General features: G+C 75.1%; 22 protein-coding genes. 9 read left to right on the top strand and 13 right to left on the bottom strand.

Annotated elements, in window-relative coordinates; genetic code table 11:
• Positions 1-22: 22 nt before the first annotated feature.
• Positions 23-1,225 (bottom strand): ornithine cyclodeaminase, encoded by a 1,203-nt coding sequence (locus tag ACFCZN_RS00300; protein WP_430555444.1) that lies wholly within the window; start codon positions 1,223-1,225, stop codon positions 23-25.
• Complete coding sequence (gene ddaH, locus ACFCZN_RS00295; protein WP_430555443.1) at positions 1,222-2,139, bottom strand: dimethylargininase; 918 nt, start codon at positions 2,137-2,139, stop codon at positions 1,222-1,224. Before ddaH ends, ACFCZN_RS00300 begins: the two co-directional genes overlap by 4 nt.
• A gap of 125 nt (positions 2,140-2,264) precedes the next feature.
• Here ddaH and ACFCZN_RS00290 point away from each other — a divergent pair, with 125 nt between their 5' ends.
• From ACFCZN_RS00290 to ACFCZN_RS00280, 3 genes are all read left to right on the top strand, one after another.
• Positions 2,265-2,723 (top strand): Lrp/AsnC family transcriptional regulator, encoded by a 459-nt coding sequence (locus tag ACFCZN_RS00290; protein ID WP_429730455.1) that lies wholly within the window; start codon positions 2,265-2,267, stop codon positions 2,721-2,723.
• 1 nt (position 2,724) lies between these two features.
• Positions 2,725-3,648 (top strand): hypothetical protein, encoded by a 924-nt coding sequence (locus tag ACFCZN_RS00285; protein ID WP_430555442.1) that lies wholly within the window; start codon positions 2,725-2,727, stop codon positions 3,646-3,648.
• A gap of 151 nt (positions 3,649-3,799) precedes the next feature.
• A complete protein-coding gene (locus tag ACFCZN_RS00280; protein ID WP_430555441.1) occupies positions 3,800-6,106 on the top strand; it encodes a hypothetical protein in 2,307 nt (768 codons plus the stop codon).
• Between the two features lie 88 nt (positions 6,107-6,194).
• Here the strand turns inward: ACFCZN_RS00280 and ACFCZN_RS00275 are convergent, their stop codons facing one another.
• The 3 genes from ACFCZN_RS00275 to ACFCZN_RS00265 all read right to left on the bottom strand — a co-directional run bounded on the left by ACFCZN_RS00275 (position 6,195) and on the right by ACFCZN_RS00265 (position 9,689).
• Positions 6,195-8,522 (bottom strand): 5'-nucleotidase C-terminal domain-containing protein, encoded by a 2,328-nt coding sequence (locus ACFCZN_RS00275; protein WP_430555440.1) that lies wholly within the window; start codon positions 8,520-8,522, stop codon positions 6,195-6,197.
• 79 nt (positions 8,523-8,601) lie between these two features.
• Entirely contained in the window at positions 8,602-8,997 is a 396-nt protein-coding gene (locus tag ACFCZN_RS00270; protein ID WP_430555439.1) for a DUF3817 domain-containing protein, read from the bottom strand.
• A 131-nt stretch (positions 8,998-9,128) separates the two neighbouring features.
• Entirely contained in the window at positions 9,129-9,689 is a 561-nt protein-coding gene (locus ACFCZN_RS00265) for a hemerythrin domain-containing protein (RefSeq protein ID WP_430555438.1), read from the bottom strand.
• 49 nt (positions 9,690-9,738) lie between these two features.
• On the opposite strand from ACFCZN_RS00265, the gene ACFCZN_RS00260 reads away from it, so the two are divergent.
• Genes ACFCZN_RS00260 through ACFCZN_RS00250 form a run of 3 tightly spaced genes read left to right on the top strand, consistent with a single transcriptional unit; the run spans position 9,739 to position 12,220 of the window.
• Positions 9,739-10,584, top strand: coding sequence for an endonuclease/exonuclease/phosphatase family protein (locus ACFCZN_RS00260; RefSeq protein ID WP_430555437.1), 846 nt, complete (start codon positions 9,739-9,741; stop codon positions 10,582-10,584).
• A 45-nt stretch (positions 10,585-10,629) separates the two neighbouring features.
• Positions 10,630-11,538, top strand: coding sequence for an alpha/beta fold hydrolase (locus tag ACFCZN_RS00255; protein ID WP_429763062.1), 909 nt, complete (start codon positions 10,630-10,632; stop codon positions 11,536-11,538).
• A 19-nt stretch (positions 11,539-11,557) separates the two neighbouring features.
• The gene (locus tag ACFCZN_RS00250) at positions 11,558-12,220 is read left to right on the top strand and encodes an MBL fold metallo-hydrolase (protein ID WP_430555436.1); all 663 of its coding nucleotides are present in this window, start codon (positions 11,558-11,560) and stop codon (positions 12,218-12,220) included.
• A 13-nt stretch (positions 12,221-12,233) separates the two neighbouring features.
• On the opposite strand, the gene ACFCZN_RS00245 is transcribed toward ACFCZN_RS00250, so the two are convergent.
• Positions 12,234-13,382, bottom strand: coding sequence for a GNAT family N-acetyltransferase (locus ACFCZN_RS00245; protein ID WP_430555435.1), 1,149 nt, complete (start codon positions 13,380-13,382; stop codon positions 12,234-12,236).
• 94 nt (positions 13,383-13,476) lie between these two features.
• Between ACFCZN_RS00245 and ACFCZN_RS00240 the strand changes: the two genes are divergently transcribed.
• The gene (locus tag ACFCZN_RS00240; protein WP_430555434.1) at positions 13,477-14,028 is read left to right on the top strand and encodes a GNAT family N-acetyltransferase; all 552 of its coding nucleotides are present in this window, start codon (positions 13,477-13,479) and stop codon (positions 14,026-14,028) included.
• Between the two features lie 124 nt (positions 14,029-14,152).
• Positions 14,153-14,752, top strand: a complete 600-nt coding sequence (locus ACFCZN_RS00235; RefSeq protein ID WP_430555433.1) for a GNAT family N-acetyltransferase — start codon at positions 14,153-14,155, stop codon at positions 14,750-14,752.
• A gap of 12 nt (positions 14,753-14,764) precedes the next feature.
• Here the strand turns inward: ACFCZN_RS00235 and ACFCZN_RS00230 are convergent, their stop codons facing one another.
• Positions 14,765-15,556, bottom strand: coding sequence for an SDR family oxidoreductase (locus ACFCZN_RS00230; RefSeq protein WP_429763055.1), 792 nt, complete (start codon positions 15,554-15,556; stop codon positions 14,765-14,767).
• Between the two features lie 98 nt (positions 15,557-15,654).
• On the opposite strand from ACFCZN_RS00230, the gene ACFCZN_RS00225 reads away from it, so the two are divergent.
• On the top strand, positions 15,655-16,083 hold the full coding sequence (locus ACFCZN_RS00225) for a GNAT family N-acetyltransferase (protein WP_430555432.1): 429 nt from the start codon (positions 15,655-15,657) through the stop codon (positions 16,081-16,083).
• 27 nt (positions 16,084-16,110) lie between these two features.
• Here ACFCZN_RS00225 and ACFCZN_RS00220 read toward each other — a convergent pair whose 3' ends face one another.
• The 6 genes from ACFCZN_RS00220 to ACFCZN_RS00195 all read right to left on the bottom strand — a co-directional run bounded on the left by ACFCZN_RS00220 (position 16,111) and on the right by ACFCZN_RS00195 (position 21,899).
• The gene (locus tag ACFCZN_RS00220; protein ID WP_430555431.1) at positions 16,111-16,638 is read right to left on the bottom strand and encodes a VOC family protein; all 528 of its coding nucleotides are present in this window, start codon (positions 16,636-16,638) and stop codon (positions 16,111-16,113) included.
• A gap of 63 nt (positions 16,639-16,701) precedes the next feature.
• Positions 16,702-17,382, bottom strand: coding sequence for a helix-turn-helix domain-containing protein (locus ACFCZN_RS00215; RefSeq protein ID WP_430555430.1), 681 nt, complete (start codon positions 17,380-17,382; stop codon positions 16,702-16,704).
• Positions 17,383-17,544: 162 nt separating this feature from the next.
• Positions 17,545-18,324 carry an SDR family NAD(P)-dependent oxidoreductase gene (locus ACFCZN_RS00210; RefSeq protein ID WP_430555429.1) on the bottom strand — a complete coding sequence of 260 codons (780 nt, stop codon included), beginning with the start codon at positions 18,322-18,324 and terminating at the stop codon, positions 17,545-17,547.
• Between the two features lie 26 nt (positions 18,325-18,350).
• Positions 18,351-20,765: an ATP-binding cassette domain-containing protein gene (locus tag ACFCZN_RS00205; protein ID WP_430555428.1), complete on the bottom strand. Its 2,415-nt coding sequence runs from the start codon at positions 20,763-20,765 to the stop codon at positions 18,351-18,353.
• Between the two features lie 53 nt (positions 20,766-20,818).
• Positions 20,819-21,400 carry an MOSC domain-containing protein gene (locus tag ACFCZN_RS00200; RefSeq protein ID WP_430555427.1) on the bottom strand — a complete coding sequence of 194 codons (582 nt, stop codon included), beginning with the start codon at positions 21,398-21,400 and terminating at the stop codon, positions 20,819-20,821.
• A gap of 55 nt (positions 21,401-21,455) precedes the next feature.
• Positions 21,456-21,899: a YdeI/OmpD-associated family protein gene (locus ACFCZN_RS00195; protein WP_430555426.1), complete on the bottom strand. Its 444-nt coding sequence runs from the start codon at positions 21,897-21,899 to the stop codon at positions 21,456-21,458.
• Between the last annotated feature and the right edge of the window lie 29 nt (positions 21,900-21,928).

Here is a 21,928-nt window from a genome sequence, read left to right as displayed (position 1 = left end):
CGGGTCGGTGCGGCGGCGCGGGTCAGGACCGCGCGGTCGCGAGCGCCTCGACGTGGCCGCGCCCGGCCAGGCCCATGAGCCGGTCCAGCGCGCGGCGGGCGTCGGCGCGGACGTCGTCCTCGGCCGCGAGCACCAGCGAGTAGAGGTCCTTCGGGTCCTCCGGCTCGGCGACGAGGTCCAGGTGCTGCAGCAGGGCGTCGGGGACGTCGTCGCGCACGAACCGCAGCGCGGCCCAGTCCTCGACGGCGAACCCGACGGAGTCGAAGACCGTCACGGTGGTGTCGTCCGGGGTGTGCCGGTCGCCCGCGTGCCTCGCGAACGTCTCCCCCGGCCCCGCCGTGGCGGGGGCGCCGCGGCGCCCGTCGCGGCGGCCGGCCACGACCTCCCACAGCTCGGTGACGACGAGGTCCGGCGTCTGCTGGATCTCGCCCTCGACGCGGGTTTGCGGCTCGTACTCGACGAACACCTCGGCGTCGCGCAGGATCGCCGGGTCGAGCTCGGTCTTGCCGGGGCAGTCGCCGCCGATGGCGTTGACGTGCACGCCCGGGTGGGCGAGGCGGAACACCATGTCGTGCGTGAGCACCGTCGCGTTCGTCTTGTCCGCCGTGCAGGTGGTGATCACGTCGGCGCCGGTGACGGCGTCCTCCCCGCTGCTCGCCTCGTGCACCTCGAAGCCGAGGGCGCGAGCGTGCCGGGCGAGCTTGGCCTGCGCGCCGGGGTCGGTGTCCCAGACGCGCAGGTGCGTGATCCCGAGCGCCGCCCGCATCCCCAGGGCCTGGAACTCCGACTGCGAGCCCGCACCGATCAGCGCGAGGGTGCGCGAGCCGGAGCGCGCCAGGTAGCGGGCGGCGAGCGCCGACGTCGCCGCGGTGCGCAGCGCGGTGAGCAGCGTCATCTCCGCGAGGAACGTGGGGTAGCCGTTGCGCACGTCGGCGAGCACGCCGAACGCGGTGACCGTCTGGAAGCCGCGCGCCGGGTTGCGGGGGTGCCCGTTGACGAACTTGAAGCCGTAGGTGACGTCGTCGGACGTCGGCATGAGCTCGATGACGCCGTCGCGCGAGTGCGACGCGATGCGCGGGCGCTTGTCCAGGTCGGGCCAGCGTGCGAAGTCGACCTCCAGGGCGTCCACGAGGTGCCCGATGAGGGCCTCCGGGCCGCGGTGCGCCACCCAGCGCGCCATGGACGCGACGTCGAGGAACGGGACCCTGCTGGTGGACGTGGTCATGCGCGGGCCTCCTGGCTCAGGGGAGCGGCGAGGGCGGGACGCAGCTCGAGGGTGCAGCACTTCACGGAGCCGCCGCCCTTGAGCAGCTCGGACAGGTCGACCCCGACGGGCTCGAAGCCGCGCTCGCGCAGGCGGGCGTGCATGCCGGTGGCGCGGTCGGTGAGGAACACGTGCAGCCCGTCGGACACGGCGTTGAGGCCGAGGACGGCGGCGTCCTCGGGGGTGGCGACGATGGCGTCCGGGTAGCGCTCCGCGAGCACGGCCTGCGAGGCCGGGCTGAAGGCCTCCGGCAGGTACGCGACCAGCGGCGACGGGCCGCCGTCGAGCACCGCGAGCGCCGTGTCGAGGTGGTAGTAGCGGGGGTCCACGAGCTCGAGGGTCACGACCTCGACGCCGAGCAGCGCGGCGACCTCGGCGTGCGCGGCGCGGGAGGTGCGGAAGCCGGTGCCGGCGAGCATGACGTCGCCGACGAGCAGCAGGTCGCCCTCGCCCTCGTTCTGCTCGGCCGCCTGGCCGAGGCTGACGACGCCGTCGCCCGCGCCGGCGAACCACGCCTCGTACGCGATCCCCTCGGGCCGCCGCTCCGGGTAGGTGAACCGGGCGGCCAGCGCGCGGCCGCCGAGCACCACGCCGCCGTTCGCGGCGTAGACCATGTCGGGCAGCCCGGGTACGGGGTCGATCACCTCGACGTGGTGGCCGTGGGCTTCGTAGGTGGCGCGCAGGTGCTCCCACTGCGCGAGCGCCCGGCCGGCGTCGACCGGCACGCCGAGGTCCATCCACGGGTTGATCGCGTAGACCACGTCGAAGTAGGTGGGCGGGCACATGAGGAAGCGGCGCGGGGTCGCCGTGCGCTCCGCGCTCGCGGGCTGGGGAACCGTGGCCGACGTCGTCGTCGGCGTGGTGAGGGCCGTCATGACCGGGACGCTAGGGCCGCGGACGTTGCGCCCGACGCCCGATCCGTTGCGCGTTCGGGGCCCCGACGTGGCGGATCGTGCGCGGCGGTTGAAGAATTCGGGCATGGAGAGGGCATGGTGACGGCATGGACGCGGTGAACCGCAGGATCGTCGGCCACCTGCTGCGCGACGGGCGCGCGACCTACGCCGACATCGGCGCCGACGTGGGGCTCTCCGCGCCGGCGGTGAAGCGGCGGGTGGACGTCATGCTGGCGCGCGGCGAGATCACCGGGTTCACGGTGCGGGTGGCGCCCGAGGAGCTGGGGTGGGGCGTCGAGGCCTACGTGGAGCTGTTCTGCCGCGGCAACGTCTCCCCCGCTACGCTGCGCCGCGACCTGGCGACCATCCCCGAGATCGTGCGGGTCGACACCGTGACCGGCGAGGCCGACGCGATGGTGCAGATCATGGCCGGGAACATGGCCGACGTGGAGCGCACCGTCGAGGCCATCCGCGCCAGCGCCCGCGTGGACAAGACGCGCACGTCTCTGGTCATGACGCGCGTCATCGACCGCCCCGCGCGCTCGTCGTCGGCGGAGGGGGCGTGACGTGCGCGCCCGTCGCGCCGTCGGGCTCGCGGTGGGCCTCGCCGTCCTGGCGACGGCCTGCACGTCCCGGGGCGACGACGCCGCGCCGCTGCCGAGCGGCGTCGCGCAGGGCCTGAGCGCCGAGCTGCGGCAGGACCGCACCCAGTACGCCGACCGCCGGGCCACGCTGCACGTCGTCAACGGCTCCGACCAGGCGGTGACGCTGCTCGGCGGCGCCCTCGACGCGCCGGGCTACGGCCCGAGCGCCCCCGACGGGCCGACGCGCGCGCGGACCCTCGCGCCCGGGGCCGGCCGCGACGTGCGGCTGCGGCTCGGGGAGATCGACTGCGACGCCGAGCCGCCCGCGGCCCTGTCGGGCTCGGACGCGCAGACGACGCCGGTCGCGACGGCGACGGTACGGCTGGCGGCGGGCGAGAACTCCCCGGGGAGCACCCCCGCGGGGACCACCCTCGAGGTGGACGTCACCGACCCGCTGGCCCGCCTCGCCGCCGTGCACGCGGAGGTGTGCGCCGAGCGGCTCGTCGCGTCGGGGGTCACGCTGCACGTCACCGACGTGCGCGCCGCGGACGTGCCCACGCCCGACGGCGACGCGCCCGGTGGCCGCATCACGCTCGCCGTCGAGCCCGTCCCCGGCGGCCCGGACGTGCGGCTCGTCGAGGTCTCCGGCACGACGCTGCTCACCCCCGCCACGGGCACGGTCTGGACGGGCGACGACCTGGCCGGCCAGGCGGACGGCCAGGTCGTGCTCGACGTCATGCCCGCGCGCTGCGACCCGCACGTCGTGGCGGAGGACAAGCGCGGCACGTTCCTGCCCGTGCACGCCGACGTCGACGGGGCGCCGCAGCCGGTGATCTACGTGCCGATGACCGACCAGCAGCGCGCGGCCGTCTACGACGTCGTGCACGACACCTGCGGCTGGGGCTGAGCCCGCCGAGAGGGTGAAATCCACCCGCATCTTCCCCTTATTGAGGCAACCTCAGTAGTCTCCCTCCAGACCCGTCGACGACGACGGGCCACGGCCCAGCGCCGTGCCGCACCTCCCGCGTCGATGTGGACGCGGACCGGAGTGAGGCCCGATGAACCCCACCGCCCCCGTACCCCGCCGATCCCGCGGCCACGCCGCGTCCACGGTCACCGCCATCGCAGCGCTCGCGCTCGCCGCTCTCGTCGCGCTCGTGGTGCTCGTCCTGCTCGACGGCAAGGTCGCCGACGGCGCCACCCGCCTCGACGCCGGCGCCACCGCCGTGCGCGACGGAGCCGCCGACCTGTCCGACGGCAGCGGCCGACTCGCCGAGGGCGCCGGCACCCTCGCCGACGGCACGTCCGACCTGTCCGACGGGACCGCACGCCTCGTCGACGGGACCGACGACCTCACGGCCGGCACCGCCCAGCTCACCACCGGCGCCGCCGAGCTGTCCGAGGGGCTCAACGACCGCCTGAGCCCCGGGGCGACCCGCGCCTCCGCCGGCATCGTCGAGCTGCACGACGGCACGGTGCGGCTCCGGGCCGGGAGCGGTGAGCTCGCCGACGGCACGTCGCAGCTCCACGACGGCAGCGCCACGCTCGCCGCCGGGGCGGACAAGCTCGCCGACGGGGCAGCCCGTGCCGACGCCGGGGCGGGCAGGCTGGCGACCGGGTCCGGCCAGACCGCCGACGGCGCCCTCATCGTGGCGGGCGGGGCGTTCGCCCTGCGCGACGGCAACCAGGTCGCAGCCAACGGCGCCGACTCGTTGGCCTCGGGCACCACGCAGCTCGCGACCGCCTCGAGCGCCATCGCCGACGGCGCGGAGCCGCTCGCGGCGGGGGCCAGCTCGGTTGCCGACGGCACGAAGGCACTCGTCGACGGCAGTGGCGCGCTCGCCCAGGGCTCCGGTGATCTCACGGTCGGTGCGGCCGCAGTCTCCGACGGGGTCGCCAGCATCTCGGAGGGACTGGACTCGCTCATGGACAGCGGCCCGAAGCTGGAGGCGGGAGCGAAGGACGCCTCCTCCGGAGCTGCCGCCCTGGCGTCGGGCGCCGAGACGCTGGTCGCCGGCACCCAGAAGGTCGCCGCCGGCGCATCGACGACGGCCGCGGGTGCGTCGAGGCTCGCGGCTGGCACCGACGAGGCCGCGGCCGGCGGCGCGAAGCTGGCCGAGGGCCTGAAGGCTGCCCAGGCAGGCGCCTCGAACGTCGCGGCCGGGACGTCCGGGATCGCCCGGCAGCTCACGGAGCTCGCCTCTGCCACCGCCGACCCCGACGCCCGGGCACGGCTCGAGGCCCTTGCCGCTCAGGCGGAGAAGGTCGCTGCGGGTGCCTCTGGGGTCGCTGACGGTGTCACGCAGAGCCGTGACGGCGCGACGACGCTTGCCGGGTCCCTGGACAAGCTCGGTGCTGGAGCGGCGAGCCTCCGCGACGGCGCCCAGCTCCTCGACGCGGGGCTGAACGACGAGAAGGAGGGCCTCCTCTCCGGAGCGACGAGGCTCTCTGCCGGTTCCGCCGGCCTCGCGGACGGTACCGCCAGGGTCAGCGATGGCGTCTCGGCCGTGCTCGACGGTGGCAAGCGGCTCCAGGCAGGCGCCAGCGCTGCCGCCACCGGTGCGAGCAAGGTCGCGGCCGGCTCCGTCGACCTCGACGCGGGGATGAAGCACCTCGCCGGCAAGAGCGTCACGCTGAACGATGGCGCACAGCGGGTCTCGGCCGGGAACGCGACCATCGCCGAGAAGACGGCAGCGCTCGCGGCCGGCGTCGCGGCAGCTGACACCGGCGCACGCTCCCTGGCCAACGGGACGGCGGAGCTCGCCGTGGGTGCCGATGCGCTGGCCGCGGGCTCGCTGCGGGTTGCGGCAGGGACGGACCAGGTGGCGACCGGCGCGGCCGAGCTCGCGGGCAAGACGCCGGCCCTCGCGGCTGGTGCCGACGACGTCGCCGCCGGCAGCACGCGCCTCTCCACCAAGCTGGGCGACGCAGAGGCGGGCGCGTGGCGTCTGGTGACCGGGCTCGATGACGCGGAGGCGGGCGCCGGCCGTCTCCAGGACGGCCTGGACGAGCTCGCGACCGGCGCCACCGACGCCGCGGCGGGCGCCGAGCGGCTGCGCAAGGGCAGCGAGCGTCTCGACGACGGCGCCACGGAGCTCGCCACGGGCTCCGGCGAGCTCTCCGCCGGGGCGGGTCGGCTCCTGTCGGGCGCGACGGAGCTCTCCGACGGCAGCGCGGAGCTGGCTTCCGGCGCCGGCGATCTGGCGGCCGGGACGGTCGAGCTCGCCGACGGCACCACCACGATGCGCACCGAGATGGAGTCCAGCCCGGCGGACCCGGCGGCGCTCGCGGGCGGGATGCTGCTGGTGCTCGGCCTCCTGGGCGGGGTGGCGGCCCTGGTGCTGCACCTGCGTCGTCGCGCCTGACGGCGCACCGAGAAGCCGAACGGCCCGGCCCGATGCTCAGGGGAGCATCGGGCCGGGCCGTTCATGCGCGAGGTGTCGGGGCACCCCGTCACAGACTGCCGAAGATGACCTCCCACAGGCTCTTCACCCGGATGGTGGTGGTCGTCGTGGCGGCCTCGGTGGCGTCGTCGCCGGAGTAGCGCAGCTCCACCTCGACGGTGCCGGGCTTGAACGGCCCCGCCCACAGGCGCGCGTCGCCCTTCTTGTTCAGCGTGGCGGCGTCGACCTTCTTGCCGTCGACCGTCGCGGTGACCTTGCCCGTGGGCGCGCCGTCCGGCGTCTCGACCGACACCGCGAGGCGCACCGGCTGGAACCAGGCGACGGCGGTCTTCGGCGCGTCGACCGTGAGGGTCGGCGTGGCCTTGGCCGGCTCGGCCACCTCGATCGGCACGGTGACCTCGGTGCCGGTCCCCGCGCCGGACAGGGTGAGCGTCGCGGCGCCGGACGGGGCGTCCGCGGGGAGCTCGACGGCGACCGACGCGGTGCCGATCGTGTCGTACGGCTCGGTGCCCGCGGTGCTGTCCACGGCGGCGGTGCCGAGCACCCGGTCGCCGAGCGACACGGTGAGCTCCGGGTCGGTGACGTCCCCGGGGGCGGACATCGACCAGGAGGAGACGTCGAACGCGACGCTCGCACCGGGCTCGTACGCCTCGGGGGCGTCGGCCGGGAACGAGACGCCGACGGCGCGCTGGCCCGGGTCGACGGCGAGCGGCTCGCCGGCGGCGTGCGTCGCCATGTAGTCGACGAACGCCGCGAGGTCGGCCTTGCCCGTGTCACGGGCGTTCGCGCCGTCCGCGAAGGCGCGGAAGTTGTCGCCGCCCGACGCGAGGAACGAGTTCACCGTGACGGAGTACGACGTCGCCGGGTCGATCGGCTCGCCGTCCAGCCACATGCCGGTGATGCGGTCGCCCTCGGGCCGGTTCGCGTCGAAGGTGGAGGTGAAGCCCTCGGAGACGCCGAGCCGCAGGAACGGCCGCGACGGCACGTTGCCGTCCTTGTCGCGCTGCCACTGCTGCTCGAGGACCGTCTTGATCTGCTCGCCCGTGAGGTCCATGTTGACGAGCGTGTTGGCGAACGGCTGCACGGCGGCGGCCTGCTTGTAGGTGAGCGTGCGCGGGAAGGCGTCCGTGCCGGAGCCCACCATGTCGGCGCGCAGGCCGCCCGGGTTCATGAACGCGATCTGCGCCTCGCCGGACTCGGGGGCCTCGGTGGCCCACCGCTGCACCTCGGCGACGAGGTTGCCGAGCGTGGACTCGCCGCCGCGGTTCTCCGCGCCGGAGGACAGCTTGGCGCGGTTGAACGCACCGCCGATCTCGCCCAGCGGCTCCGCGCCGAGCACGTCGGCCTGCTTGACCGCGTCGGACACGATCGTCCCGACCGCCGGGTCGGCCGGGTACTGGCCCGCCAACGGCAGGATCCCCGTCTCGACGCCGACCGGCTCGCCCGTCGCGGCGTCCACCGAGTAGGTGAGCTGGTTGAGGTTGTAGCCGTACTGGCCCGCGGAGACCACCGGGCGCTCCGTCACGGCCTCCCCGGCCCACTCGGCCACCGGGAACCTGCAGTCGTAGGCAAGGTGCGTGTGCCCGGAGACGATGGCGTCCACGTCGGGGCTGACGTCGTTCACGATCTCGGCGAACGCGTTGTCCGCCGTCGGCATCGCCGCACAGTCCGTGGACTCCGCACCCTCGTGCACGAGCATGACGACGAGGTCGGCGCCCTCGGCCTTGAGCGCGTCGGTCTCCTCGTTCACCGAGTCGACGATGCCGCGCACCTCGAGGTCCGCGATGCCCGCGGGGCTGACGAGGGCGGGCAGCTCCTCGGTGACGGCACCGACGAAGCCCACCTGCACGTCGCCGAAGTCCTTGATCCACGTGGCGGGGACGGCGTCGTCGCCGGTCGCCTTCATCTTGAGGTTCGCGGCCACGTACTGCCACTGCGCGCCGCCGTACGGGTTCGTCTCGGCGTCGAAGGGCGCCATGACGCGGTTCACCAGGTCGTCGTAGCCCTGGTCGAGCTCGTGGTTGCCGACCGCCGACACGTCGAGGCCCGCGGCGTTGAGGGCGTCGATCGTGGGCTTGTCGTGCTGGATGAACGACTCGAACGTGGACGCGCCGATGAGGTCGCCCGCGGCCGCGAACACGGTGTTCGGGTTCTCGGCGCGCAGCTGCTGCACGGCCCCGGCCAGCACCGCGGCGCCGGCCTCGGTGCCGTTCGCCTGGATGCGGCCGTGGAAGTCGTTGGTGGCGAGGATCTGGACGTCGACGATCGGGTCGGCGCTGGCGGACACGGCGCCGGCGGTGGCGATCCCCGCGAAGGCGAGGGTCACGCACGCGACGCCGGCGGTCCGCCGGCGTGCGAGGGGACGGACGAAGGACATGAGTGCTCCCTGAGGTGAGGAGATATCAGGGGCACCGTAGCGGCGCCGGGCGACGCCGGCGTGGCGGGCGGGGTAACGATCAGGAAACCGTCGCCTCGTCGTCGAGCCGGGTCTCGGCGGACTTCTCTGACGACACCGCCGACGGCACGCTCAGGTGGCCCGTGCGGCGCAGCCACCACTCGGCGAGCAGCGTCGTCAGGGGCGGGACGGCGGCCGCGAGCGCCACCAGCGCGCGGAACCAGCCCCAGCGGAGCTTCACCGCGGCGAGCAGCGTCACCACCACGTACGCCACGAACGCCGCGCCGTGCAGGCGGCCGAACAGCCAGACGCCCGCCTCCGTCGTCTCCGTGACGTACTTGAGGAACATCCCGACCAGCAGGCCCGCCCAGGTGAACGCCTCGATCACGGCGACGACGGCGAAGACGCGGCCGACGACGGACAGCGGCGGGCGGGGGGACACGGGCGTGGCGGGCATGGCGGACCTCTCGGGCGGTGCGGGACGGCGGTGCGCCCAGTCTGCCCGACGTGCGCCGTCGTCCCACCCGACGAGGTGACAGCCCGTCGGCACCGTTCGGCGCGGTACTTCCTGGGCTGGTCGCGGACAGCTCAGGCGAGCGGCCCGAGGGCGGCGCGCCGGCCGGTCCCGGACAGCGCGGCGGCGAGGGCCGGCTCGTCGAGCGCGGCGACCAGCCGCTTCTCCTCGTACCGGAAGTGCGTCTCCATGACGGCGTCGATGCCGTCCAGGTGCCGGTCGAGAGCGGCGGCGTCCGCACCGGCGTCGACCGCGCGGGACAGCTCGCCGAGCAGGTGGTCGAGCAGCCGGTGGTCGCGCTGCAGCTCGGCGACGACGTCCGCGAGGTCGGGGCGCAGGTCGAGCAGGGCGGTGAAGACGTTGGCGTCCTCGCCGCGGTGGTGGCCCTCGAGCGCCTGGCAGAAGCCGTGGCAGTAGAGGCCGAGCAGGCGGCGCGGGTCGGCGCCGTCGGTCGGGGCGGGCGCGGCGTCGCCGGCGGAGTCGACGGCCTCGCGCGCGACCTCGAGGGCGTCGCGGAGGCGGGCGTGGACGGAGCGCAGCTCCTGGCCCCAGGCGACGAGTCGAGCGGTGTCGGTGTCGGCGGCGGTGTCGGGGCGGGCGGCGGTCGGGGCGGTGTCTCGGGAGGGGTCGGTCACGATGCGCCCGAACCTAGCAGCGGGCGGGTGCCCGGGTACGGTGGCGGCCGTGCCCGACACCCTCCCCGTCGCGCCCGACGACGCCCCGCTGGTCGGTGCGCCCGACGCCGACCTGCTGCACGTAATGAGCCTCAACGTCCGCTGCGCCATCGACGACACGCTCCCCGGCAGCCCGGACCACTGGCCGGACCGCGCGCCTCTCGTCGGCCGGCTGCTGGCGCGGGAACGGCCGACGCTGCTCGGCGTCCAGGAGGCGCACTTCGCGCAGCTCACGACCGTCACCGACGCGCTGGGCGACGACTACCGGTCGGTGGGGCACGGCCGCGAGGGCGGCGCCGCCGGGGAGCACTCCGCGATCCTCTACGACGCCCGGCGGCTGTCGCTGCTGTGGTGGGACCAGTTCTGGCTGTCCGACACGCCCCGGCTGGCGGGCTCGACGTGGGACCACGTCTACCCGCGCGTCGTCACGTGGGCCCGGTTCCGCGACGAGCGCACGGGCACCGAGCTCGTGCACGTGAACTCGCACTTCGACCACGAGTCGGAGCCCGCCCGCGTGCGCAGCGCCGAGGTGGTGCGCGACCTCGTCTCCGGGTCCGGGCTCCCCGCCGTCTTCACCGCCGACTGCAACGCGCCCGCCGAGCGGTCCGCGCCCTACGACGTGCTCGTCACCGACGGCGGCCTGCACGACACGTGGGTGGTCGCCGACCGACGGCTCACCCCCGACGTCGGCACGTTCCCCGACTACGGCGCCCCCGTGCCCGGCGGCGAACGCATCGACTGGATCCTGGCGTCGGGCGGCACCGAGGTGCTCGCGGCAGGTATCAACACCTGGCGCGACGACGGTCGCTGGCCCAGCGACCACACCCCGGTCCAGGCGCTGCTGCGCCTGCCGTGACGTCGTCGGGCGATGAATCCGGCCCGCCCGCGGCGTCCACCCCGCATGACACGACCTCCTGACCCCTCGTCCGTCGGGCCCGCGGACGGGGACGCCCTCGGGCCGGAGCTCTTCACCGACGGCGCGGCCCCGCTGTGCTACCAGGCCGTCGGGGACCCCGCCGACCCGACGATCCTGCTGCTCGGGGGCGTGGCCTCGTCCATGGACTGGTGGCCGGCGGACCTCTGCGCCGCGCTGGCCGCGGGCGGGCGCCGCGTCGTCCGGTACGACCACCGCGACACGGGCCGCTCCGCCACCTGCCCGCCCGGCGCCCCCGACTACACGAGCCGCGACCTCACCGAGGACGCGCTGCGGGTGCTCGACGACCTGGGCGTCGTGCGGGCGCACCTCGTGGGCCTCTCGGCGGGCGCCGCGATGGTGCAGGAGCTCGCGCTGGAGCACCCCGACCGGGTCGCCTCGGCCACGCTGATGTCCACGACGCGCGCGTTCGCCGGGCCGGACGACGCCGCGCTCGCCCCGTCCGCCCCCGAGCTCGCTGGCCTGTGGGACGGCCCCTCCCCCGACCCCGGCGACACGGACGCGCTGATCGATGCGGTCGTCGCCGACGACCGCGCGCTCACCGGCCGGGGCGACTTCGACGAGTCGCGCACCCGCGCCGTCGCGACCCGCGCCGTCGCGCGCTCGATCGACGCCACCGCCGGGACGAACCATTTCGCCGCGGAACCCGGGGCCCCGTTCGAGGGCACCCTGGCGGACCTCACCGTGCCGACGCTCGTCGTGCACGGCAGCGAGGACCCGCTGTTCCCCGGTCACGGCGCCGCGCTGGCCGCGGGGATCCCCGGGGCGCGGCTGCTGGTGCTCGACGGCGTCGGCCACCAGGTCGCGCCGCCGTCGTCGTGGGACGTGCTCCTCCCGGCCCTTCTCGAGCACACCGCTGAGGACACTTCCAGGTGACAGGGCCAGGATGGGCAGCATGTCCTCCCTCACCCTCACCACCTGGGGCCACGCCGGCGTCCGCCTGGAGCGCGACGACCGTGTCCTCGCCATCGACCCCGGTACGTTCACCGACCCGCGCATCCTCGACGGCGCCGACGCCGTCCTCGTCACCCACGAGCACGTCGACCACGTGGACGTCCCCCGCATGGCCGCCGCGCTCGCGGCCGACGGCGGGCCCGACCTGTGGGCCCCGGCCGCCGTCGTCGAGCAGCTCACCGACGCAGGCGCCCCCGCCGACCGGCTGCACGCGGTGGACGGCGGCGCGTCGTTCGACGCGGCCGGGTTCGCCGTGCAGGCGCTGGGGCACGTGCACGCGACCATCCACCCGGACATGACCCCGCCGGCCAACGTCGCGTTCCTCGTCGACGGCGCGGTGCTGCACCCTGGCGACTCGTTCACCCCCGCCCCCGAGGACGTCCGGGTCGACGTGCTGGCCCTGCCGGTCGCGGCGCCGTGGCTCAAGCTCGCGGAGGCGGTCGACTACGTGCGCCGGGTGGCGCCGCGCGTCGCCGTCCCGATCCACGACGCGATCCTCAACGACGCCGGCCTGGCCCTGGTCGACCGCGTCGCGGGCGGGCTCGGCGGGGCCGAGTACCGGCGGCTCGCGCCGGGCGAGGCGCTGGAGGTCCGCACGGCCTGACCGCCCGGCGTCGTCAGCCGCGGCTCAGCGGGACGACGTCGGCGAGCGGCGCCTGCAGCTCCGCCGAGCCGCCCGCGGGCCGGAACCCCAGGGCCACGTTGATCGCCAGCATCGGGGCGTTCGTCTCGTTGTTCCACGTGGAGATACGGCGCGCGGCGGGACGCAGGCGGGTGTGCTCGCGCAGGTTCACCGCCTTGAGGAGCATGCCGAGCCGGTGGCCGCGGTGCCCGGCCAGCACCACCGTGCTGTCCTGCTCGGTGAGCTCGGGGCGGTCGTCGTCCCACGCGAGCAGCGTCATCCCCGCCAGGGTGCCGGTGGCGACGTGCTCGGCGACGGTGACGAGCCCGGTCCGGCCGCTCTCGGCCCGCTTCGCCTCCTCCAGGCGGATGCGCGCGCCGTCCCACCGCTCGGCCTCGAGCGCGAGGCCGCCGTTCGGCTCGTCCTCCGACAGGCTGTGCTCCAGCGCGGCGAGCTGGTCGACCCACCGCTCGGGCGCCGGGTCCTGCCAGGTGTGCAGGCGGTAGCCGTCCCCGGCCCGGGCCGCGGCGTCCGCCACGAACCGGTCCACGACGTCGTCGGGCAGCGGGACGTCGAGGACCGAGCGCCGCGCCACGATCTCCAGCCCCAGCCCGGCCCGGCGGGCGAACCGCATGCCGGGCAGATCGGCGGAGACGTGCCCCGGACCCTCCCGGGGCGCGACCGCGTCCGGGGCGTCGGCGGGAGGCTCGGCGGCGAGCTCGACCTCCGCGAACACGGTGGTGCGGCACTCGGTGAGCGCGACCCGGCGCAGCCGGTCCGCGATCGCCGACCCGATCCCCTGCTCGCGGTGGGAGGGCAGCACCGCGATGTGCACGACGGCGAGGTGGCGGTTGTCGGAGACGGGCAGGACGAGCTCGCCGTGGCCGACGACGCGCGGCACGCCAGGTGTCACCTCTCCGTCCACCGCCACGAGCCGGTGGTGGCGCGCGTGCTCCTGGTGACGGTCGCCGACCAGCAGGTCGACGGCCCTGGGCGCGAGGTCGTCGTGCCCCAGGTCGGCCAGCCCCACCGCCCGCTCCAGCGCCGCGACGCCGCGGTACGCCCAGGCCTCGGCGGCGTCGAGCAGGTCGGCGCGGGGCGGTTCGACCAGGCGCCACGTCGGTGTGGCCGCGGGGGTGCTCATGCCTCCACGGTGCGCCGCACCCGGGGTCCGCGTCACGCACATTTCGGGGGCCGACGTCGCGGTTCGCCCGCCCCGGCGCGTAGGGTGCCTGACCGTGACGACCGAGACCCCGCTGCCGGTGACCACGGGCCGACTGGTCCTGCGCGCGCACCGCGCGGAGGACCTCGAGCCCCTGCTCGCCTACTACGCCGACCCGGAGGTGGCGCGCTACCTGCTCGAGGAGCCGTGGACGCCGGACGTCGCCGAGGCGCAGCTCGCGAAGCGGCTCGCGCGCACCCGCATCGACGAGCCCGGCTCCGCCCTCGCGCTGATCGTGGAGCACGACGGCCAGGTCGTCGGCGACGTCGCCCTGTGGACGACGGGCGACACCGTCTCCCGCGGGGAGATCGGCTGGGTCTTCCACCCCGACTTCACGGGCCGAGGATTCGCGACCGAGGCGGTGCGCGCCGTCCTCGACCTGGCGTTCGGCTTCTATCGCATGCACCGCGTGGTCGCGCAGCTCGACGCCCGCAACGAGCCGTCCGCCCGCCTGTGCGAGCGCGTGGGCATGCGGCGCGAGGGCCACCTGCGGCAGGACTGGTGGTCCAAGGGCGAGTGGACGGACACCCTCGTCTACGGCGTGCTCAAGGGTGACCGCGCGGCCTGACCCCGGTTGACCGCGACGGTCGACGTAGCGGTCGGTCCTCGTCCCCGCACGGGACGGGGACCCATCGCTACGTCGACCGTCGCCACCTGTGGAGGGCAGCCGGGCGGCCGGGCACGATGGGGCGATGACGTCCGACATCGTGGTCCGGCCGGCGAACGAGGCGACGTGGGACGACCTGCAGACCGTGCTCGGCCCGCGCGGCGAGGGGGCGCGCTGCCAGTGCCGGTGGTTCCAGACGCCGTCCTCCGACTGGCGGGAGACCGCCCGCGAGGAGCGGGCGGCCGCGCTGCGCCGCGACACGCACTGCGGCGAGCCGGACGCCCCGACCACCAGCGGGCTGGTCGCCTGGCTCGACGGCGAGCCCGCCGGCTGGTGCGCCGTCGAGCCCCGCACCGCGTACCCCCGGCTGCGCACGGCGCGGGTGCCCTGGTCGGGCCGCGACGAGGACAAGGACGACGACGGCGTGTGGGCCGTGGTCTGCTTCGTCACCCGCGCCGGGTACCGCCGCCGGGGGGTCAGCGCGGCCCTCACCGCCGCCGCCGTCGAGCACGCCCGCTCCCGCGGGGCGCGCGCCGTCGAGGGCTACCCGATGGTCGTCGAGCCCGGGTACAGCGACTCGTGGGGCGAGCTCTACGTCGGGGTGGCGGAGGTGTTCGAGGCCGCCGGGTTCCGCGAGGTGAGCCGCCCGACGTCGCGCCGCGCGGTGATGCGCGTCGACCTCTGACCTCCTCGTGGCTCAGCGCCGCGCGACGTGCTCCGCGAGGAACTCGGCCCACGTCTGCTTGCCGACGGCGCGGTCGGGCGCGAGGTTGCCGCCCGCCGCATAGGCCCGAGACGCCGCGCCGGGCACGCGCACCGGCATCGTCGGGCGGTGCGACCCCACCGCGTCGAGGTAGTCGCGGACCATCCCGCGGAACGTGTGGATCTCGGGCCCGGCGACGTCGGGCACCCGCCCCTGCGGGTCGCCGAGCGCGAGCTCGACCAGACGTGCCGCGACCTCGTCCCCCGCGATCGGCTGCGCCCGCCAGCCGGACGGCGTGGGCACGACCGGCAGCTTCGCGAGGGCCCGGGCGGCGATGAGCACCAGCTCGTGGAACTGCGTGGCGCGCAGGTTGGTCCACGGGATCCCGGACTCCTCCAGCACGCGCTCCTGGGCGAGCTTGCTCTCCATGTACCCGAGGGCACGGCGGTCGAACCCCGACGTCACCGGCACCTTCTCCGCGCCCACCACGGAGATGTTCACCAGGTGCGGCTCGCTGCCCGCGTCGCGGATCGCCCGGACCAGCGCCCGAGCCGTCTCCTCGTTGTGCAGCTGGTCGCCGGCGAGGTGGACGACGACGTCCGCGTCGCCCACGGCCTGCGCCAGCCCCTCGCCCGTCGCCCAGTCCCCGACGACGTACCGCACGCCGTCCCCGTCCGCGTGCGGGCTGCGGCTGAGCACCCGCACCTGTGCGCCGGTGCGTACCAGGCGCGGCACCACCAGCCTGCCGAGGTGTCCCGTGCCGCCCGTGACCAGGATGCGTGCCATGCCGTCCTCCTCCGTCGTCGCGCGACCACCGCGCGTCCTGCCACTCCGACGACGCGGGCGCCCCGGACGTGACCCGACGGCGCTGCTATGTTCCGCGGGTGATCGTCGATCTCACCGCCGACCGCCTCGAGGACTGCGCGCGACTCTTCGTGCGCACGTTCTCCGCGCCGCCGTGGAACGAGGAGTGGACGCGCGGGGACGCCGCGCAACGTCTGGGCGACATGCTGGCCACGCCACGATCCGTCGGCTCGGTCGCGGTCACCGACGGCGGCGACGTCATCGGTTTCGTCCTCGGGCACCGTGAACGCGCCGGTACCGAGGACCACCTGCTCGTCCAGGAGATGTGCGTCGCCGCCGCCCACCAGCGCGAGGGCTGGGGGTCCCGCCTGCTGGCCGCCCTGGAGCACCGCCTGCCCGACGTCCAGCACTGGTACCTCCTGACCGTGCGGGACGGCGCCGCGGCCGCGTTCTACGAGGCGCACGGGTTCCGGCCCGCGTCGCGGGTCGGCGTCTACGTCCGGCCCTGAGGCGGCGGGCGGCGACGTGACCGCGGCTCAGGCGACCGGGTCCCGCAGGCGCGGCAGGGTGGCGACGAGCGTGTCGCGGATGTAGGTCAGCTCCGGCGTCGGCTCCCACTCGGCGTCGCTCCCGGCGTCGCTCTCGGCACCGTCGCCGGCCTCCTCCCACTCGCCCGCGGCGTCGTCCTGCGGGGTGCTGTAGACCCACCACAGGTTGTTCCAGGGGTCGACGAAGCGGGAGAAGACCTCGCCGAAGAACGCGGTGGGCTCCGTCACGACGTCCGCGCCACCGGCCCGCGCCCGCCCGAGCACCGCGTCCACGTCGTCCACGTAGACCTGCAGCAGGGACGGGGTGAACGGCCAGCCGGGCTTGCGCTCGCCGAACATGACGGTGGTGCCGCCGATCTGGAGCTCGGCGTGCAGCAGCAGCCCGTCGTGGTCGACGGTCCGCGCGTCGGGGTGCTCGACGCCGTCGAACACGTCGACCAGGAAGAGGATGAGGTTCTCGACGTCGCTGCTGATGATGAACGGGTTGATCGTCGAGAATCCTGGGGGGACGGCCATGGTGGCTCCTTTCGTCCCCGCCATCACACCGCGCCGGCCGGGGCCCGGTCTTGAACGAGAACGTCACCGGGCGGGCCGTCGGCGGGCGGCGGCCGCGAGCACCGCCGCCGGGGTCCGCCCACGGATGAGGCGCAGGCTGCGGGTCAGGTGCGCCTGGTCGGCGAACCCGGCCCGCGCCGCCGCCTCGGCCGGCGCGACGCCGCCCTGCAGGAGGGCGTAGGCCCGCTCGGCCCGCCGGACCTGCTCCACCTGCCCCGCCGTCAGCCCGACGGTGCGCCGGTAGCGGCGCTGCCAGGTGCGCGGCGACGCGCCGTCCCGCTGACCGTCGAGCGCCGCGCGCACGCCGTCGTCCACGCCCAACGGGCCGAGGCGCACCATCTCGTCCACCCAGTCCTCGAGCTCGTCGAAGGCCGGCAGCGTCGTCCACCGCTCCCCGAGCCGGACGCGCCCGGAGCGCACCGGCAGGTCGACGGTGGCCCCGAGCACCGGCTGCTTGTCGAGGCCCGCGACCACCACGAACGGCGCCAGCTCCACGCCCCAGTAGCTCTCCCCCACGACGCTCGTCGTGCGGCGGGCGCTCAGGCTCGGCCCGTCGAGCTCGCCGCCGAGGCTCCCGTCGGCGCGGCGGATGAAGGAGATGCCCCAGTACTCCGAGCCCGCCACGAGGTACTCCCCCGGCTCCTCCACGGTCGCGGACCACACCGTGCGCACCGCGGGGGTCGAACCGGGCCGCTCGAACCACATGGCGTCACGGTAGCGCCGGTCGGGCGCCGCCCTCGGGCCGGAGCGGGAAGCGGCGCCGCAGCAGGATCCGCTGGACCAGGGTCCACGCCGCCGTCACCAGGAGGTACAGCCCCGCGGCGAGCGGGACGAAGCAGGCGACGACGGCGGTGACGAACTGGTTCGTCAGGTCCCGTCGGCGAGTCGGGCGAACGCGGCGAGCGGCCCGGCGAGCACGCCGCCGTCCACGGGCAGGGTGGCGCCCGTGATCCACGCGGCGTCGTCGGACGCCAGGAAGGCGACGGCGGCGGCGACGTCCTCCGGCTCGCCCACGCGGCCGAGCGGGTACAGCGGCGCGAGGCGGTCGGGGCCGCCCTGGGTGTCCCAGACCCGGGTGCGGACGGTGCCGGGGGCGACGACGTTGACGCGCACGCCGTCCGGCCCGAGCCGCACGGCGAGGTTCTTCGCCAGCACCCCCAGGCCCGCCTTCGCGGCCGAGTAGGCGTCGCCGCCGAACGCCGCGAGCCCGTTGACCGACCCGACCAGCACGACGGCGCCGCCCGGCCGGGCCAGGTGCGGCGCGGCGGCGCGCACCACGCGCGCCGGCCCCGCGAGGTTGAGGTCCACCGTGGCCGCCCAGTCCGCGTCGGTGCCGCCGTCGAGCTGGTCCGGGTGCGGCAGCGCGCCGCCCGCGACGTTGACGACCGCGTCCAGGCGGCCGTGCCGGGCGACGGCGGTCTCCGTCGCCGCCTCGACCGACGCCCGGTCGGTGAGGTCGCAGGCCACGACGAGCGCGCGCTCACGCGCGACGGCCTCCAGGGCGGCCGCCGTTTCTTCGGCCGCGGCCGTGTCGACGTCGGCCAGCACGACGGCCGCGCCCTCGGCGGAGAGCCGCCGGACGACGGCCGCACCGATCCCGTGGGCGGCCCCCGTCACGAGCGCGACGCGCCCCGCGAAGCGGTCCATCGCTCTTCCCCGCCCGCCGTCCCGCATCAGGCGCCGACGTAGTCCGCGAGGTGCTCGCCGGTCACGGTGGAGCGGGCGGCCACGAGGTCGGCGGGCGTGCCCTCGAAGACGACCGTGCCGCCGTCGTGCCCGGCGCCCGGCCCGAGGTCGATGATCCAGTCGGCGTGCGCCATGACGGCCTGGTGGTGCTCGATGACGATCACCGTCCTGCCATCGTCCACGAGCCGGTCCAGCAGGCCCAGCAGGTTCGCCACGTCGGCCAGGTGCAGGCCGGTGGTGGGCTCGTCGAGGATGTACGTGCCGCCCTTCTCGCCCATGTGCATGGCGAGCTTGAGCCGCTGCCGCTCGCCGCCGGACAGGGTGTTGAGGGGCTGGCCGAGCTTCACGTAGCCGAGCCCGACGTCCTCCAGGTGGGCGAGGATCTTGTGCGCCGCGGGGATCTTCGCCTCACCCTCGCGGAAGAAGGCGTGCGCCTGCGCGACCGACAGGTCGAAGACCTCGGCGATGTTCTTGCCGCCGAGCGTGTACTCCAGCACCGACGCCATGAACCGCCTGCCGCCGCAGTCCTCGCACGGTGTCTCGACCGTCTCCATGAAGCCGAGCTCCGTGTAGATGCGGCCGTTGCCCTTGCAGGTGGGGCACGCGCCCTCGGAGTTCGCGCTGAACAGGGCCGGCTTCACGCCGTTCGCCTTCGCGAACGCCTTGCGGATCGGCTCCAGCAGCCCGGTGTACGTGGCCGGGTTGGAGCGGCGCGAGCCCTTGATCGCGCCCTGGTCGACGACGACGACGCCCTCGCGACCGGCGAGGTTGCCGTGGATCAGCGAGCTCTTGCCGGAGCCCGCGACGCCCGTGACGACGGTGAGGACGCCGGTCGGGACGTCGACGTCGACGTCGCGCAGGTTGTTCTGGGAGGCGCCGCGGATCTCGAGCGCGCCGGACGGCTCCCGGACGGACTCCTTGACGGTGACGCGGTCGTCCAGGTGGCGGCCGGTGAGGGTGCCGCTCGCGCGCAGCCCCTCCAGCGTGCCCTCGAAGCAGATCGTGCCGCCGTCGGTCCCGGCGCCGGGGCCGAGGTCGATCACGTGGTCGGCGATCGCGATCGCCTCCGGCTTGTGCTCGACGACGAGCACGGTGTTGCCCTTGTCGCGCAGCTCCAGGAGCAGGCCGTTCATCCGCTCGATGTCGTGCGGGTGCAGACCGACGGTCGGCTCGTCGAAGACGTACGTGACGTCGGTGAGCGCGGACCCGAGGTGCCGGATCATCTTGGTGCGCTGCGCCTCGCCGCCCGACAGGGTGCCCGCCGGCCGCTCCAGCGACAGATAGCCCAGCCCGATCTCGACGAACTTGTCGAACAGGTGCAGCAGGGCCCCGACCAGCGGCGCGACGCCCGGGTCGTCGATCCCCCGCGCCCACTCGGCGGCGTCGGTGATCTGCATCCGGCACACGTCCGCGATGCCCGCGCCGTTGACCTTCGCCGACCGGGCGGACTCGTTGAGCCGGGTGCCGTCGCACTCCGGGCAGGGCACGAACACCGCGGCCCGCTCGACGAACGCGCGGAGGTGCGGCTGCAGCGACTCGGGCGCCTTGCTGAACATCGACTCGCGCAGCTTGGGGATGAGGCCCTGGTACGTCATGTTCATCCCGAGGGCCTTGACCTTGCCCTTCTCCCGGTAGAGGAAGTCGTGCCGCTCGGCCTCCGTGTAGTCGCGCACCGGCTTGTCGCCGTCGACGAACCCCGACTCCGAGAAACCCTTCACCATCCACCCGTCGGCCTTGTAGCCGGGCACGAGGATCGCGCCGTCGCGCAGGGACAGCGACTCGTCGACGATGACGGACAGGTCGAGGTCGGAGACGGTGCCGCGGCCCTCGCACTCGGGGCACATGCCGCCCAGGTACACCTGGTTGCGCACGACCTTCTTCTCGACCTCGCCCCCGGCCTTGCCGGTGCTGAACACCCCGCTCGCCGTCGACGTCGGGATGTTGAACGAGAACGCCGTGGGCGGGCCGACGTACGGCTCGCCCACGCGGCTGAACAGGTTGCGCAGCATGGCGTTCGCGTCGGTGACGGTGCCGACCGTGGACCGCACGTTGGCGCCCATGCGCTCCTGGTCCACGAGGATCGCGGTGGTGATGCCCTCAAGGACGTCCACGTCAGGGCGCGGCAGCGACGGCATGAACCCCTGCACGAACGTCGAGTACGTCTCGTCGATGAGGCGCCGCGACTCGGCAGCGATGGTCGCGAACACCAGCGAGCTCTTGCCCGAGCCCGACACCCCCGTGAACACGGAGAGGCGGCGCTTGGGGATCTCGACGTCCACGTCGCGCAGGTTGTTCTCGCGGGCGCCCTGCACGCGGATGACGTCGTGCGCGTCGGCGGTGTGCGACGACGTCGCGGCGGGGGACCCGGCGCGGGACTCGGCGCGGGACTCGGTGGCGGTCACGGCGGTGCTCCTTCGATCGTGGTGGCGGGGACGCCGGTGGGGGGCGGGCAGGCTCACACGCGGGTGAGGGGCAGGTGGGGCGGCGCCGGCAGCTCGACGTCGACCGCGTCCCCGGGCCGGACCGCGCCGCCCCGCGAGACGACGCCCATGACCCCGGCGAGCCGCTCGACCTCGCCGTCGGCCCCGCGGCGCAGCAGCTGCTTGAGCAGTCCCGGCTGGAAGTCGTTGATCTGCTGGCAGGGGTTGCGCAGGCCGGTGACGGTCACGACGGCGTCGCCGATCGTCAGCCGGGTGCCCACGGGCAGCGCCAGCAGGTCGATCCCGCGGGTGGTGACGTTCTCCCCCAGGTCCCCCGGCGCCACGTCGTGGCCGGCGGCGGCGAGCCGGTCGAAGAGCTCGCCGTGGATGAGGTGCACCTGGCGGAGGTTCGGCTGCGACGGGTCCGCGGCGACCCTGCTGCGGTGCTGCACGGTGACCCCGGCGTGCGCGTCGCCCTCGACCCCTACCCCCTCGACGAGGACCACCTGGTCGAGGGCCGGCTTGCTGAAGCCGTGGACGGCGCTCGCGTGCACCGCGACGACGCTCGCCGTGGTGCCGGACGACGGGGTGAGGGTCGAGGGGTCCGTGACGGTCACTGGGATCCTCCTGGAGGTCGGCGGTCGAGCCTGTCGAGACCTGGTTGCGGCAGGCTCAACCAGCGGGCGCGTGCAGCTCGGCAAGAGCCTTGTCGATGCGGCGGGCGCGTGTCGAGGCCTGCTTGGCCCCGTCGACGTCGAGCACGAGGTGGCGACGGCGGCCCGGCGGAAGGGAATCGTACGCCGTACGGGCGACGGGGTCGGCGTCGAGCGCCCGGGCGAGGTCGTCGGGCTCGACGACGACGCGCGGCCCGGTGTCGAGCGCCAGCTCGACCTCCACCTCGGCGCCGACCTCGAGGCCCGCGGCCTCCCGGTTCGCCCGGCTCAGCCCCAGCAGGTGCCGGCCCCGCATGATCGCGACCCGGCTGCGCCACGTGTGGCCGTTCACGGTGATCGTCACCGGCGGTCGGGCGCCGCCGCCGAGGGCCTCGACGACCTCCGGCGGCACCTCGAGGCCCTTCATCGTCTCGGCGGGCTCGACGGTCGCACGGAACCTCATGGCCACTCCTTCGCTGCCGTCCGCGCGGA

Source organism: Isoptericola sp. NPDC056134 (genome assembly GCF_042264825.1).
GTDB lineage: Bacteria > Actinomycetota > Actinomycetes > Actinomycetales > Cellulomonadaceae > Isoptericola > Isoptericola nanjingensis.
Note: the sequence above shows the minus strand (reverse complement) of the source record. Positions and strands in the feature narration are given on the sequence as shown.

Coding starts and splice junctions, on each gene's coding strand:
- ACFCZN_RS00300 (WP_430555444.1), bottom strand. CDS start 1,225: ATGACCACGTCCACCAGCAGGGTCCCGTTCCTCGACGTCGCGTCCATG.
- ddaH (WP_430555443.1), bottom strand. CDS start 2,139: ATGACGGCCCTCACCACGCCGACGACGACGTCGGCCACGGTTCCCCAG.
- ACFCZN_RS00290 (WP_429730455.1), top strand. CDS start 2,265: ATGGACGCGGTGAACCGCAGGATCGTCGGCCACCTGCTGCGCGACGGG.
- ACFCZN_RS00280 (WP_430555441.1), top strand. CDS start 3,800: ATGAACCCCACCGCCCCCGTACCCCGCCGATCCCGCGGCCACGCCGCG.
- ACFCZN_RS00275 (WP_430555440.1), bottom strand. CDS start 8,522: ATGTCCTTCGTCCGTCCCCTCGCACGCCGGCGGACCGCCGGCGTCGCG.
- ACFCZN_RS00270 (WP_430555439.1), bottom strand. CDS start 8,997: ATGCCCGCCACGCCCGTGTCCCCCCGCCCGCCGCTGTCCGTCGTCGGC.
- ACFCZN_RS00255 (WP_429763062.1), top strand. CDS start 10,630: ATGACACGACCTCCTGACCCCTCGTCCGTCGGGCCCGCGGACGGGGAC.
- ACFCZN_RS00250 (WP_430555436.1), top strand. CDS start 11,558: ATGTCCTCCCTCACCCTCACCACCTGGGGCCACGCCGGCGTCCGCCTG.
- ACFCZN_RS00245 (WP_430555435.1), bottom strand. CDS start 13,382: ATGAGCACCCCCGCGGCCACACCGACGTGGCGCCTGGTCGAACCGCCC.
- ACFCZN_RS00235 (WP_430555433.1), top strand. CDS start 14,153: ATGACGTCCGACATCGTGGTCCGGCCGGCGAACGAGGCGACGTGGGAC.
- ACFCZN_RS00230 (WP_429763055.1), bottom strand. CDS start 15,556: ATGGCACGCATCCTGGTCACGGGCGGCACGGGACACCTCGGCAGGCTG.
- ACFCZN_RS00220 (WP_430555431.1), bottom strand. CDS start 16,638: ATGGCCGTCCCCCCAGGATTCTCGACGATCAACCCGTTCATCATCAGC.
- ACFCZN_RS00215 (WP_430555430.1), bottom strand. CDS start 17,382: ATGTGGTTCGAGCGGCCCGGTTCGACCCCCGCGGTGCGCACGGTGTGG.
- ACFCZN_RS00210 (WP_430555429.1), bottom strand. CDS start 18,324: ATGGACCGCTTCGCGGGGCGCGTCGCGCTCGTGACGGGGGCCGCCCAC.
- ACFCZN_RS00195 (WP_430555426.1), bottom strand. CDS start 21,899: ATGAGGTTCCGTGCGACCGTCGAGCCCGCCGAGACGATGAAGGGCCTC.